The sequence below is a fragment of the Asticcacaulis sp. P2_C5 genome (assembly GCF_056404555.1).
Map to the genome: position 1 here is coordinate 116,282 of NZ_JBFUDU010000002.1, position 12,719 is coordinate 129,000.

Sequence of the window (12,719 nt, forward strand, 5' to 3'; positions counted from 1 at the left end):
TTGCCGCGGCATCGATCGTTTTCAGCATGCTACCACGCTTTCATTGTCATCGAGGATGAACACAGCGACACGATGTTCGCAGCTTTGGCGAAGCGGAGCAACTGGGACCGCCGGTGACGTGGTCACGGTGATAAAGCCGTTCAGCCTTGTGGCTATGGTCACGGTCCTGCCCGTTTCAGGCACAGGACATTGGGATGACCCGTCAACGACGCAAGGGGCAATCTAGGAAGTCAGTTCCCAAACAGCCAGGAAAACCACCAGGACCAGCGCCAGAGGCAGCAGGGCGGCGGCACGGACGACGTCAAAAACCTGAACAGCAGAACGCGAGATCATAATCTCTTCTCCCGAATACGAACCGGAAAAAGAAGCCTGCAAGATTCACGCCAAAAGCTACGACCTGGAACTACTCGACCGTAACCGATTTCGCGAGGTTGCGCGGCTGGTCGACGTCGGTGCCTTTGTGGACGGCGGTGTGGTAGGCGAGAAGCTGGATCGGCACCGAATAGACCAGGGCGGCGATAAAGGCGTCGCACGACGGCGCCTTGATCACCTTCAGCGATTTGGCGGCGTCGCCCGGCAGAGTCGGGACCTTTTCCGGGACATTGGTGATCATGATCACCCGGCCGCCACGCGCCGCGACCTCCTGGACGTTCGACGCCGTCTTTTCGAACAGCTCATCGTCCGGGGCGATGACCACCACCGGCGTGTTTTCGTCGATCAGGGCGATCGGGCCGTGTTTCAGCTCACCGGCGGCATAGCCTTCGGCATGGATGTAGCTGATTTCCTTCAGCTTCAGGGCGCCCTCGAGGGCCAGGGGGTACATTTCGCCCCGGCCGAGATAGATGACGTCGCGCGCCTTGCTGAGGTCGTCGGTCACGCGGATGATGTCGGCGTCCATGGCCATGGCTTCGGCGATCAGGCCGGGCGCACCCAGCAGTGTCTGGACGAGGCGCGCCTCTTCGGTCGCATCAATCTGACCGCGTTGCCGGGCGGCGCAGACGACCAGCGACAACAGGGCCGACAACTGGGCGGTGAAGGCCTTGGTCGAGGCGACGCCGATCTCCGGGCCGGCGTGGGTCGGCCACATCAGGTCGGCTTCGCGGGCCATGGTCGACGAATGGACATTGACGAGCGCAGCGGTACGCAGGCCCTGGTCCTTGCACCAGCGCAGGGCAGCCAGGGTGTCGGCCGTCTCGCCCGACTGCGATACCGCGATGGCCAGGGTACCGGGCGTGGTGGCCGGAGTACGGTAGCGGAATTCCGAGGCGACCTCGACGTCGACCGGCAATCCGGCCAGCTTTTCAAAGGCATAGCGGGCGATGGATCCGGCATAATAGGCGGTACCGCAGGCAATAATCTGTATACGGGCTATATTGGCAAAGTCCGCCTGGGCAGCAATGTCGGCGCGCACGCTTGAGGTCGTTGGGTCAAGATAGGCCGACAAGGTGCGCTGACAGCTTTCGGGCTGTTCGTGGACTTCCTTTTCCATGAAGTGGCGAAACGCGCCTTTTTCGACCAGAACTGCCGAGGCCGACACAATGCTCGTCGGCCGATTGACCAGTTGGCCGGCGGCATTGTGGATCTCGGCACCATCGCGATGCAGGACCACCCAGTCGCCCTCTTCGAGATAGGTCACGCGCTGGGTAAAGGGGCCGACAGCCAAGGCGTCGGAGCCGAGGAACATTTCGTTGTCGCCCCAGCCGACGACCAGGGGCGAACCGCGACGGGCGCCGAGGATGGTCTCGTCTTCGCCGCCGACCAGGATGGCCAGGGCATAGGCGCCGTGCAGGCGGTCGAGAACGGATTTGAAGGCGTCCTTGAGCCCGGCGCCCGATTGCAGGGCATCGTCCAGCAGGTGGGCGATGACTTCGGTGTCGGTATCGGACGAGAAGACATGGCCCCTGGCCTTCAGCTCGGCCTTGATCTCGGCGTAGTTTTCGATGATGCCGTTGTGGACCAGGGTCACCCGGCCCGAGGCGTGCGGGTGGGCGTTGGCGACCGTCGGCGCGCCGTGTGTCGCCCAGCGCGTGTGACCGATACCGACCAGACCGTCGAGGGGTTCGGCGTCAATGGCGGCTTCGAGATTGCGGATCTTGCCGGCGGCGCGGCGGCGTTGCGGACCATCCGGGGTTTGAACCGAAATACCGGCACTGTCGTAGCCACGATATTCGAGGCGGCGAAGCGATTCGAGCAGGCGGGGGGCGACAGGTGAACTGCCGATGATGCCGATAATGCCGCACATATTTGTGTTTTCCGCTTTCGAGTTCTGGCGTAGAAGACTTACGGCCACCGCTTCAGGCGCTCCCCTTTTTGTAAGCGGGGCAACCGAAGGGGCGGCAGTGGTATTAGGTCGCTGGGTTTAGCAGAAGGGTTTGAACGAAGTCATAAATTACCATGACAGATCGTTACAGGCTTTGCGAAATTAGTCAATAAATTCAGCTCTTAACTATTGGTTGGTTACAATTCAGAACAAAGATTTTACGCGCCGTGCGTAAAGTTTCGCCTATAAGACGCCCCATCCCAGCCCTCGACTACGGACAATACCAATTTCATGAGCACGCGCAAATATTTCGGCACAGACGGTATCCGTGGCCGCGCCAACACCTTCCCGATGACCGCCGAAGTCGCCTATCGCGTCGGCATGGCTGCCGGCAAGATGTTCATGTCGAACGCCGATCGCCGCCACCTGGTCGTTATCGGCAAGGATACGCGGCTGTCGGGTTATATGATCGAACCGGCCCTGGTCGCCGGCTTCACCTCTGTGGGGATGGATGTGCGACTGTTCGGACCGTTGCCGACACCCGGCGTGGCGCTGATGACGCGGTCGATGCGCGCCGATCTGGGCGTGATGATTTCCGCCTCGCACAACCCCTTTATCGATAACGGCATCAAGCTGTTCGGGCCCGATGGCTACAAGCTGAGCGACGAGGTCGAGCTGGAGATCGAGGCACGGATGGACGGTGATATCCTGGACGGGATCGCCGAACCGCACAAGCTGGGCCGCGTGCAGCGGCTGGACGACGCCCAGGCGCGCTATATCGAGATCGTCAAGGCCAGCTATCCACGCAACCTGACCCTGAACGGGCTGCGAATCGTCATCGATTGCGCCCATGGTGCGGCCTATAAGGTCGCGCCCCTGGCCCTGTATGAGCTGGGTGCCGAAGTGATCTCCATGGGCGTATCGCCCGACGGCGTCAACATCAACGAAAAGTGCGGCTCGACCTATCCGGAGACCATGGCGGAAAAGGTCAAGGAAACGCGCGCCGATCTCGGGATCGCGCTGGATGGCGACGCCGACCGGGTGGTGATCTGCGATGAAAACGGCAAGGTGGTCGACGGCGACCAGATCATGGCGATCATTGCCGGCAACTGGGCCGACAAGGGCATGCTGAAGGGCGGCGGCGTCGTGGCGACGGTCATGTCGAACCTGGGACTGGAACGCTATCTCGGCGCCCGCGGACTGAAGCTGGAACGGACCAAGGTCGGCGATCGCTACGTCATGGAACGCATGCGCGATGGCGGCTTCAATCTGGGCGGCGAACAGTCGGGCCATGTCATTCTGAACGATCACGCGACGACGGGCGATGGCCTGATGGCGGCGCTGCAGGTCCTGGCCGTGCTGGTTGAACGCGGCAAGCCGATGAGCAAGCTGGGGCATCAGTTCGATACCGTGCCGCAGGTGCTGAAGAACGTGCGGTTTACCGGCGTCAGTCCGCTGGATTCGGACGCCGTCAAGCAGGCCATACGTGAAGGCGAAGAGATGCTGAAAGGGTCGGGCCGCGTGCTGGTTCGGCCGTCAGGGACAGAATCACTGATCCGCGTCATGGCCGAGGGTGATGACGAGAAGCAGGTCAAGGCGGCGGTGAATATGATTGCCGAGGCGATTAAAGCCTGACCCCTCCGGCGGCTGCGCCGCCACCTCCCCATCATCGCTTCGCTCGATAGGGAGGAGGGTGAATTGTCACCCTGGGTCCGGAGTACGTTGGGCTAAATGTAACTGGTCCACCACGTTCTGTGCGTCGACCGGTAGTTCGCGTACCAGCGCGACAGTGGGTAGAGCAGCGCCAGGATCGCCAACCAGACAAGATAGACACCCCACAACGGCAGGCCGAAATGATGCTCGGCGACGCGCGACGGGTCCGGCAGGACGCGCAGGAAGGCCTGTGGCGGCACGCCCTGCGTCAGGCCGATCAATATGGCCGCGACATGCACCACATAGATGTGCACGATATAGGTGAACAGAGACGTACGGCCAAAGGCGAGGAGCGGAGTCTTCGCGATCGTCGGCAAACGGGGTAGCGCCATGAACAGCAGGATCGACACGCCCAGCGTCAGCAGGACATAGTCGAGCGACGGCGGGTATTTTTCGACATCGATAAAAGCCAGCGGCGTAAAAGCTGGATTGGCGGGAGCGCTCCACGGATCGGGATCGCCATAATGGTTGACCAGGCGCAGGACGATAAAGACGGCCAGGCTGGCGCCGGCCAGCACGCCCAGGTTTCGCGTCCGATCGGCGCCGGTATCGGTAAACAGGTTGCCCAGGCCGTAGCCCAGGCACATGATGCCGAACCAGGGTACGGCCGGGTAGAGGTCAAACCCGCCGAATGGCACAGGTCCTGGCTGCATGAACAGATTCCACACGACCTTCATGGGGGTGGATAGCTGGCCGGTCTGGATGGGGTCGAGGACATTGTGGCCGGCGACGATAAAGGCGCCGATCGCCAGTACCCAAAGGCGCGGCAAGTGGACCAGTGCCGCCATGATGACCATGCCCACGCCAATCGCCCAGATGACCTGGAGGAAGATGCCGGGCCAGAAATCGAAACCGAAATTGACGACGGTCAGTTCAAGGACGATCAGCCAAAGGCCGCGAACCAGCAGGAAGCGTGAGAGGTCGGCGCCGGTCTTGCCCTTCTGTTCCTGCAGAAAGATGGACACGCCCGACAGGAAGACAAAGGTCGGGGCGCACAGGTGGGTGATCCAGCGCGTCATGAACAGGAACGGCGTGGTGTGTGTCAGGTCGAGGGGAAGGAAGATGTAGGCTTCGCGGCTGATAAAGTCGCGCGAGTGGTCGAGCACCATCAGGCAGATGATCAAACCGCGCCACAGGTCGATCGAGTCGAGGCGCTGCGTCGGCGTGGCGGTTGAGTCGGACATGAAAAGGCCCTCCCGAGGGAGGGCCAACATACGCCTTGGCAGCGTTATGACAAGTTGCAGAGATGTTTTTACAGGATGCCCAAATTACAGGATGCTTTGACCGGTCTTGGCCCAATCGGACAGGAAGGTTTCCAGGCCCTTGTCCGTCAGGGGGTGCTTGAACATGTCCTTGAAGGTTGCCGGCGGCAGGGTGGCGCAGTCGGCGCCGGCCAGGGCGGCCTGGGCGACGTGGGCCTGGGTGCGCAGGCTGGCGGCCAGGATGTCGGTATCGAAATCGTAATTGTCGTACAGCGTGCGGATATCGTGGATCAGCTGCATGCCGTCGGCGCCCTGGTCGTCGAGACGTCCGACGAACGGCGACACGAAGGTCGCGCCGGCCTTGGCGGCCAGCAGCGCCTGGTTGACGCTGAAGCACAGGGTGACATTGGTCATCAGGCCCTGGCTGGACAATTCCTTGGTCGCCTTCAGGCCTTCCAGGGTCAGCGGCACCTTGATCACGACATTGCTGGCGATCGTGGCGAGCTTTTCGCCTTCCTTGATCATGGTGACGGCGTCGGTCGCGGCGACTTCGGCCGAGATCGGACCGGAGATCAGGTCACAGATTTCCTTGATGACCTCGAACATGTCGCGGCCCGACTTGGCGATGATGGTCGGGTTGGTCGTCACGCCATCGATCAGGCCGGTTTCGTTCAGTTCAGCCAGAAGCTTGGTGTCGGCGGTATCGGCAAAAAGCAGCATGGGAGGTTCCTTGAATGTCGCTGTGGCAGCACTAAGTTTTCGGAGAGCTTCCAACCGGCGTGAATATGTGGTTATGGAGGGCTTAAAGACGTTTCCCCCGACAAACTCAAGTATTTTATTGATGAACGACTCTGTATCCGCTGCTGCGCCGAAAATCGGCTTTGTTTCCCTGGGCTGCCCCAAGGCCCTGGTCGATTCCGAGCGCATCCTGACTCGGCTGCGGGGAGAAGGCTATGAAACCTCGGGCTCGTACCAGGGCGCCGACGTGATCGTGGTCAATACCTGCGGCTTTCTCGACTCGGCCAAGGAAGAGAGCCTGAACGCCATCGGTGAAGCCCTGGCGGAGAACGGCAAGGTCGTGGTCACCGGCTGCATGGGCGGCGAAGAGGCGATGATCCGAGCGCGTTTTCCCAATGTGGCGGCCGTGACCGGCGCGCATCAATATGACGCGGTGATGGACGCCGTGCATAATATCGTGCCGCCGAAGCCCGACCCGTTCCGCCCGCTGGTACCCGAGAACGATCCGGGCGTACGGCTGACGCCGAAGCACTATGCCTATCTGAAGATTTCCGAAGGCTGCGATCACCGCTGTTCGTTCTGTATCATCCCCACCCTGCGCGGTGACCTGGCGTCGCGGCCGGTGGCCGAGGTGCTGCGCGAAGCCGAAACCCTGGCCAAGTCGGGCGTCAAGGAACTGCTGGTGGTCAGCCAGGATACGTCGGCCTATGGGCTGGATATCAAATATGCCCAAAGCGAGTGGCGCGGGCAGAACTGGGACGCCTCATTCGAGGATCTCTCGCGCGGGCTGGGCGAGTTGGGCATCTGGGTGCGGATGCACTATGTCTATCCGTATCCGCACGTGAACTCGGTTATCCCGCTGATGGCCGAGGGCAAGATCCTGCCCTATCTCGATATTCCGTTCCAGCATGCCTCGCCGAAGATTTTGAAGGCGATGAAGCGGCCGGGCAACCAGGACAAGACCTTGCAGCGTATCGAGGCGTGGCGCGAGATATGCCCGGACATCACGATCCGCTCGACCTTTGTGGTCGGCTTTCCGGGTGAAACCGAGGCAGATTTCAATCTGCTGCTCGACTGGATGGAAGCGGCTCAGATCGATCGCGTCGGTGCCTTTGCCTATGAGAATGTTGAGGGCGCACCGGCCAAGCTGTTGCCCGATCACGTGCCGGAAGAGGTCAAGCAGGACCGCCTGGCGCGGTTTATGGCGGTGGCGTCGCGGATCTCGGCGCAAAAGCTGGCCGCCAAGGTTGGGCGGATCGAGGACGTGCTGGTCGATGAGATTCGTGCGGATGGCGTGGCGGTGGCACGTACCCGCGGCGATGCGCCAGAGATCGATGGGCATATCTACCTGAAGGGCTTTACGGGGCTGAAATCCGGCGATTTCGCCAAGGCGCGGGTCGTCAAGGCCGACGCCTATGACCTGTGGGGCGAACCGGAAGGCCTGATCAAGCTCAACCGCGTCCCGGGTGCCGCCAAGCGACCGATGCATCGGCTGATCTCGCGGATTTAGACGGACTGAATTGTCCGCGCAACGTAGTGACGGCACGTCTTCAACAGTGGAATTTTGGATCACGAAAAGCACCAAAAGCAGAAAAGCACGAATATTCAGGATATTACGGTCGTTCGCGCGAAGCGCCTTCTTTCTGCACACGAGGCCACGAGCTGGGCTGAATGCCCTTCGGGCGAGGTGGGTTCAACCTGCTCCCATTCGTGCTTTTCTGCTTTTGGTGCTTTTCGTGATCCCAATTCCACAGCCGAAGACGTGCCGTCACCGCGTTGCGCGGAAAGGCTATCTCGTTTTTAAATAATGTTCCTATTTTGTTCTGAATGTGATACACCTCAATCTGCCATAAAGAGGGGACATCATGGACACGCAGGACCTGCTTTACAAAAACGAAGTTTTCGCCATTCAGGGCGCAATTTTCGAAGTCAGTCGGGAAATGGGAATTGGCTTTCTGGAAGCCGTTTACCAAGAATGCCTGGCTAAAGAATTTGCAGCCCGCTCTATAGGCTATGTCGAGCATCCGGAGTTGAGAATCTTTTACAAAGGAGGGGTTCTCGAAAAGATATACAAACCTGATTTCATCTGTTTCGGCAAAATCGTAGTCGAGCTGAAAATTGCACAGGATAGTGCCGAAAACCACAGGCCGCAGGTTCTCAACTATCTGAAGGCAACGAACCTGCGGCTGGGGCTTTTGGTCAATTTCGGTGTCTATCCCAAAGCTATCATCGACCGCATCATACTTTGATCAAGCGCGTTTCAGCGCCGCGATATCCGCGCCTTCGATCGCACCGAGGTTGACATCGATTTTGTCGATCGGCCAGTCCCACCAGGCGATGCTCAGCAAGTCAGCAATGACTTCATCGCTAAAACGCGGGCGGATCAAGGCCGCCGGATTGCCGCCGACAATCGTGTAGGGCGAGACGTCCTTTGTCACCACCGAACCCGTCGCAATAATCGCTCCCGAACCGATCGTCACACCCGGCATGATCAAGGCGTCATGACCGATCCACACATCGTGACCGACCATGGTGTCCCTGGACGGCAGGTCGATATAGTCGCGCATGGTTTCCGGCTTGAACACCTTGAAGGGATAGGTGCTGAAACCCGTCATCGGATGGTTGGCCGACGAGGTGATGAATCGAACACCATGAGCGAACTGGCAGAATTTCCCGATCGTCAGTTTTTCCTTGCTGATCGGGAACAGATAAGGCGCGATGGCCTGGGACCAGTCGGCGACGTAGTCGAACCTGGAGGCGTAGCTGTAGTCGCCCACTGTTATGCGCGGGTGGTTGATGACATTTTTCAGATAGACCGTATTGGGGATGACGGTGCCGTCCGGCAGGGTGATGGGGTGGACCGCATCGATATTAAGCAGGGGCATTCTAAACCTCAGGGCTTGGCAAAGCGACGCGTTAGGCGCGCCTTGATGCGGGCATCGGCCTCAATGGAGGCTGGACGGACGAAATCGTACTGAATAGCCTGCCAGTCGGGATCGTCGCGATCGAAGCCCAGCCGTGGCAGAGAGTCCAGCGAGGTGACAAAGCAATGCTGGCGATAGGGCAGGAGCACGCCGCCATGCGCCATCTGGTGCGCCTTAGCCTCGTCATAGGTGGCATACCAGTGATTGAGCGTATCGAGCCGGCCGGGTGCGCCGAACAGTTCTGAAAAATCGACGCCATCCGCAGCCTGCTTCAACGCCGCCCAGCCCGGATGGCCGGCCTCGAGGGCGACCACGGCTAAGGCGTGTTTCAATTGAAGGTCCGTAGGCGGATTATCGAGCCGGGTGAAGCGGGCGAGCGCGGCGACATCGCTCGAACGCGCGGCTTTCAGCAGGCGTGCGGCGTCGCGTTTGTACGAATCAAGGGGTTTGGGCGCCTGATCAGGCATGGCTAGTCTCCTTTGCGAAACGGCTTTTTCCCCAACCCGTGAAAAGCCACAAAAGAGCAGATGATATAGAGCAATCAAAGATGCCGGGACGACCTGAGGTCTTTCGCAGGGGCGAGCCTTCCCGCAGGCTCACCGGCCTCATAGCCACAAATGCACGAATCTTCAAGCCCTTCTTCACGTGCTTCTGGCTTCGCAGGTGCAATTTTTTAGCCCAAACGGAAAGATTTGCTGTAAGGGAATCACTTAAGAGGGTTTATTTCCTCAGCTTTACGGGATCCCATCTTGATACGACTCAAGGACAGCATGGACGGGCAGGCAAGCGCTGGCCAAACAGCCGATAGCGGTTCAGTTGACCGCGCCGCGCCAACGCGCAAGGCGTCCGCCTATCAGGATCGCTGGTGGTTTACCGAGGACGGCCTGCGCCTGTATGCCCGCGACTATCCGGCCAGTCCGGGACGGGTCAAACTGCCGGTCGTGTGCCTGCATGGACTGACGCGCAATTCGGCCGATTTCGAAGATATCGCGCCCTACATGGCCAGCCTGGATCGCCGCGTAATTGTGCCCGACCTGCGCGGCCGCGGCCTGTCGCAGTACGATCCCGACCCCAGCCATTACCATCTGTGGACCTATGCCAAGGACGTGCTGGACCTCTGCGACGCGCTGGGCATCGGCCGTGCGATCTTTGTCGGCACGTCGATGGGCGGGCTGGTCACCATGGCCCTGTCGACCCTGCGCCCCAACCTGGTCGTGTCGGCGGTACTGAACGATATCGGACCGGTCCTGTCGCCCAAGGGCATGGCGCGGATCGACGCCCTGGTGGCGCACAAGCCGGTCAGCCTGCGCAACTGGCACGATGCGGCGGTGTTTGTCGGCGAACAGAACCGCCAGGCCTTCCCCAACTACACCCAGGCCGACTGGCTGAAATTCGCCCGTCGCGTCTTTATCAAGGGTAAGGGCGATTTGCTGCGGATGGCTTACGATCCGCATATCACCGACGCCTTTCGCAGCGTGACCGAGACCAATAGCAGCTACGACATGGCGTCGTGTTTCGCCAACCTGGCCAGCGGACGAAAGCTGCTTCTCGTACGCGGTGCCTTGTCCGACGTTCTGGAGGCCGGCGAAGCCAAGAAAATGGCCTCGGTGGCGCCCAAGTTGAAGCGGGTCGATGTCGACTATATCGGCCATGCGCCAACCCTGACCGAACCCGTCGCCCTGACCGCCATCAGCGATTTTCTTGAATCGCAAGGCTGATTGACCTTCACTTTGCTGCGTCCGTGCCTATATCAGGCTGATATCAGGTGAAAGGGCCGGCATGACGCGGACAGTGGTATTCGACAGCCCCTACCTGTTGGGTTTCGACGACATGCGCGCCCTGATCGAGCGCATCGGCCGCAGCCACGACAATTACCCGCCCTATAATGTCGAAGCCCTGAGCGCGACGGAGATCCGCATCAGTATTGCGGTCGCCGGCTTCAGCGCCGATCAGCTAAGTGTCGAGGTCAAGGGCGCGCATCTGACCGTCAGTGCGTCAAAAGAGCGTGTGGGCGAGCCTGTCGAACGCGACTATCTGCATCGCGGGATCGGCTTGCGCAACTTCACGCGAGCCTTCGTACTGGGAGAGGGCTGGGAGGTCGGAAGTGCCTCTCTGGCCTATGGACTTCTGCATATCGATGTGGCGCGGCCGCCAGCCAGCGACAACGTACGGCGGATACCGATCGAGGTTGTGGGCTGACAGGGTCGTGGGCGGCATTGGCTTATGGCGTAATATTTTGATTTTACAGTTATTTTCAACGCGGAAAGCGCGGAAAAGACGGAAAGACGCAGAAAAAGGGACCAGGTGGACAAGCTTGCGCCCGAAGGGCTGTCATCCAAACTGTTGGCAATTCACGCGGCAGGAAGGCGCTACGCGCGATAGAAGCGATATCCTAGTCTAAATTTCAGCGTCTTTCCGTCTTTTCCGCGCTTTCCGCGTTGAAAATGACAGTAATTTCCGAAGTTTATCTGAAGACGTAGCCGAACGCAGACGCACTGGTCTGGCAGTATCGACGTCAATTGAAGATCAGGCCGCGTTGCTGTCGGCGTAGCCAGTCAGCAAGGCGTAGATCGCGTCGGGGCTGTCGACCAGGCGAAGCTGCTCACGCAATTCCTTTTGACGCAGCAGGCGCGAGACCTTGGCCAGGGCGCGCAAGTGCTCCGTACCGGCGTCTTCCGGCGCCAGCAGGGCAAAGATCAGGTCGACGGGCATATCATCGATCGAATCGTAGGCGATCGGTGTTTCCAGGCGCACAAAGATGCCATGCATGCGCTCGAGCCCCGGCAGGGCCGCATGGGGAACCGCCACGCCCAGGCCGACACCCGTCGAACCCAGCTTTTCACGTTCCAGCAGGGCGTTGTGGACGGCAGTGACGTCCTGCCCCAGCAGACGGGCAGCGACGTCCGCTACCATCTGCAGGGCATGCCGCTTCGAATTCACGCTGACTGCGCCGAGAATGGCGCGCCGGTCCAGCAAACTGTTGAGGTACATCGTGATCCTGATCGAGCGCCGGCGAACAGATGGCGCGGTCGCGGTTCCAATAGATGGCCCCGCTTCACGCGTCAACTGTGGTTGTTAGGCAGTGCGCCGGCGCCCGCACTTAAGACGCGGCACGCATGCGCGTGCGTTCAGGATCGACCCAGCCGATATTACCGTCCGGACGGCGATAGATCATCGACAGGCCGCCATGGCCCGCATTGCGGAACATGATGGCGGGATAGTTGGACATCTCCATTTCCGCCACCGCTGCGGAGACCGTCATGGTGCGCAGCTGGGTTTCGGTTTCGGCGATGATCATGGAATGGGGCGGCGAGGTATGGTCCATACCGTCGTCGAGCTCACCGTCAGAGCCATCGTCATTGCTCATATCGACACCGCGCAGGACGGTGACATTGGCCGTTTCTTCCTTGGCCGGCGTGCCATTATGGTGTTGCTTGAGGCGCTGCTTGTAGCGGCGGACACGCTTTTCTATCGTGTCGAGCGTACCGTCGAAGGCCGAATGGGCGTCGCCACCAAAGGCGTGCGAGACCAGAATCTGACCCGAAGCCAAGCGTACAAGGCAATCGGCCTTGAACATATGTCCCTGCTTCGAAATCGTGACTTCGGCATCTCCGCCGCGATCGAAATATTTGGCGATACCAGACGCCAGTTCGCTTTCGATCCGCTGACGCAGGGCGTCGCCGACTTCAACCTGTTTTCCGCTGACTTGAATATGCATAGCGATGATCGCTCCGTTCTTTGAAAATGCAAGAACCAGGGCGCCTGTTGCACGTCAGGCGCCGCCGAGGACCCCATATGGGCCTGAGATCAGAGTACGCCGATAAGCGGCGTTGAAAAGTCACTTATATGTGTTGGACGTGCGGCAAAAAGCCCCGGTAGGGA

General features: G+C 60.1%; 12 protein-coding genes. 5 read left to right on the top strand and 7 right to left on the bottom strand.

Features of this window, described 5'->3' with window-relative positions; translation table 11 throughout:
* Positions 1–403 precede the first annotated feature (403 nt).
* The gene (gene glmS, locus AC1DXO_RS04165) at positions 404–2,242 is read right to left on the bottom strand and encodes a glutamine--fructose-6-phosphate transaminase (isomerizing) (protein ID WP_476976834.1); all 1,839 of its coding nucleotides are present in this window, start codon (positions 2,240–2,242) and stop codon (positions 404–406) included.
* Positions 2,243–2,551: 309 nt separating this feature from the next.
* Here glmS and glmM point away from each other — a divergent pair, with 309 nt between their 5' ends.
* Entirely contained in the window at positions 2,552–3,895 is a 1,344-nt protein-coding gene (glmM, locus tag AC1DXO_RS04170) for a phosphoglucosamine mutase (protein ID WP_476976835.1), read from the top strand.
* Between the two features lie 92 nt (positions 3,896–3,987).
* Here the strand turns inward: glmM and AC1DXO_RS04175 are convergent, their stop codons facing one another.
* Entirely contained in the window at positions 3,988–5,157 is a 1,170-nt protein-coding gene (locus AC1DXO_RS04175) for an acetyltransferase domain-containing protein (RefSeq protein WP_476976836.1), read from the bottom strand.
* Positions 5,158–5,241: 84 nt separating this feature from the next.
* Positions 5,242–5,895, bottom strand: a complete 654-nt coding sequence (gene fsa / locus AC1DXO_RS04180; protein WP_476976837.1) for a fructose-6-phosphate aldolase — start codon at positions 5,893–5,895, stop codon at positions 5,242–5,244.
* A gap of 121 nt (positions 5,896–6,016) precedes the next feature.
* Here fsa and rimO point away from each other — a divergent pair, with 121 nt between their 5' ends.
* Positions 6,017–7,423 carry a 30S ribosomal protein S12 methylthiotransferase RimO gene (rimO, locus tag AC1DXO_RS04185; RefSeq protein ID WP_476976838.1) on the top strand — a complete coding sequence of 469 codons (1,407 nt, stop codon included), beginning with the start codon at positions 6,017–6,019 and terminating at the stop codon, positions 7,421–7,423.
* A 355-nt stretch (positions 7,424–7,778) separates the two neighbouring features.
* Positions 7,779–8,162 (top strand): GxxExxY protein, encoded by a 384-nt coding sequence (locus AC1DXO_RS04190; RefSeq protein WP_476976839.1) that lies wholly within the window; start codon positions 7,779–7,781, stop codon positions 8,160–8,162.
* Here the strand turns inward: AC1DXO_RS04190 and AC1DXO_RS04195 are convergent, their stop codons facing one another.
* On the bottom strand, positions 8,163–8,798 hold the full coding sequence (locus tag AC1DXO_RS04195) for a CatB-related O-acetyltransferase (RefSeq protein WP_476976840.1): 636 nt from the start codon (positions 8,796–8,798) through the stop codon (positions 8,163–8,165).
* Between the two features lie 8 nt (positions 8,799–8,806).
* A complete protein-coding gene (locus AC1DXO_RS04200) occupies positions 8,807–9,304 on the bottom strand; it encodes a hypothetical protein (protein ID WP_476976841.1) in 498 nt (165 codons plus the stop codon).
* Positions 9,305–9,586: 282 nt separating this feature from the next.
* Here AC1DXO_RS04200 and AC1DXO_RS04205 point away from each other — a divergent pair, with 282 nt between their 5' ends.
* Positions 9,587–10,555, top strand: coding sequence for an alpha/beta fold hydrolase (locus tag AC1DXO_RS04205; RefSeq protein ID WP_476976842.1), 969 nt, complete (start codon positions 9,587–9,589; stop codon positions 10,553–10,555).
* Positions 10,556–10,616: 61 nt separating this feature from the next.
* Positions 10,617–11,036, top strand: a complete 420-nt coding sequence (locus AC1DXO_RS04210) for an Hsp20 family protein (RefSeq protein ID WP_476976843.1) — start codon at positions 10,617–10,619, stop codon at positions 11,034–11,036.
* A gap of 327 nt (positions 11,037–11,363) precedes the next feature.
* Here the strand turns inward: AC1DXO_RS04210 and ptsN are convergent, their stop codons facing one another.
* Complete coding sequence (gene ptsN / locus AC1DXO_RS04215; protein ID WP_476976844.1) at positions 11,364–11,828, bottom strand: PTS IIA-like nitrogen regulatory protein PtsN; 465 nt, start codon at positions 11,826–11,828, stop codon at positions 11,364–11,366.
* Positions 11,829–11,937: 109 nt separating this feature from the next.
* On the bottom strand, positions 11,938–12,555 hold the full coding sequence (hpf, locus tag AC1DXO_RS04220) for a ribosome hibernation-promoting factor, HPF/YfiA family (protein ID WP_476976845.1): 618 nt from the start codon (positions 12,553–12,555) through the stop codon (positions 11,938–11,940).
* Positions 12,556–12,719 lie beyond the last annotated feature (164 nt).

Coding starts and splice junctions, on each gene's coding strand:
- ptsN (WP_476976844.1), bottom strand. CDS start 11,828: ATGTACCTCAACAGTTTGCTGGACCGGCGCGCCATTCTCGGCGCAGTC.
- AC1DXO_RS04195 (WP_476976840.1), bottom strand. CDS start 8,798: ATGCCCCTGCTTAATATCGATGCGGTCCACCCCATCACCCTGCCGGAC.
- AC1DXO_RS04190 (WP_476976839.1), top strand. CDS start 7,779: ATGGACACGCAGGACCTGCTTTACAAAAACGAAGTTTTCGCCATTCAG.
- rimO (WP_476976838.1), top strand. CDS start 6,017: ATGAACGACTCTGTATCCGCTGCTGCGCCGAAAATCGGCTTTGTTTCC.
- AC1DXO_RS04200 (WP_476976841.1), bottom strand. CDS start 9,304: ATGCCTGATCAGGCGCCCAAACCCCTTGATTCGTACAAACGCGACGCC.
- AC1DXO_RS04175 (WP_476976836.1), bottom strand. CDS start 5,157: ATGTCCGACTCAACCGCCACGCCGACGCAGCGCCTCGACTCGATCGAC.
- AC1DXO_RS04210 (WP_476976843.1), top strand. CDS start 10,617: ATGACGCGGACAGTGGTATTCGACAGCCCCTACCTGTTGGGTTTCGAC.
- hpf (WP_476976845.1), bottom strand. CDS start 12,555: ATGCATATTCAAGTCAGCGGAAAACAGGTTGAAGTCGGCGACGCCCTG.
- glmS (WP_476976834.1), bottom strand. CDS start 2,242: ATGTGCGGCATTATCGGCATCATCGGCAGTTCACCTGTCGCCCCCCGC.
- fsa (WP_476976837.1), bottom strand. CDS start 5,895: ATGCTGCTTTTTGCCGATACCGCCGACACCAAGCTTCTGGCTGAACTG.
- glmM (WP_476976835.1), top strand. CDS start 2,552: ATGAGCACGCGCAAATATTTCGGCACAGACGGTATCCGTGGCCGCGCC.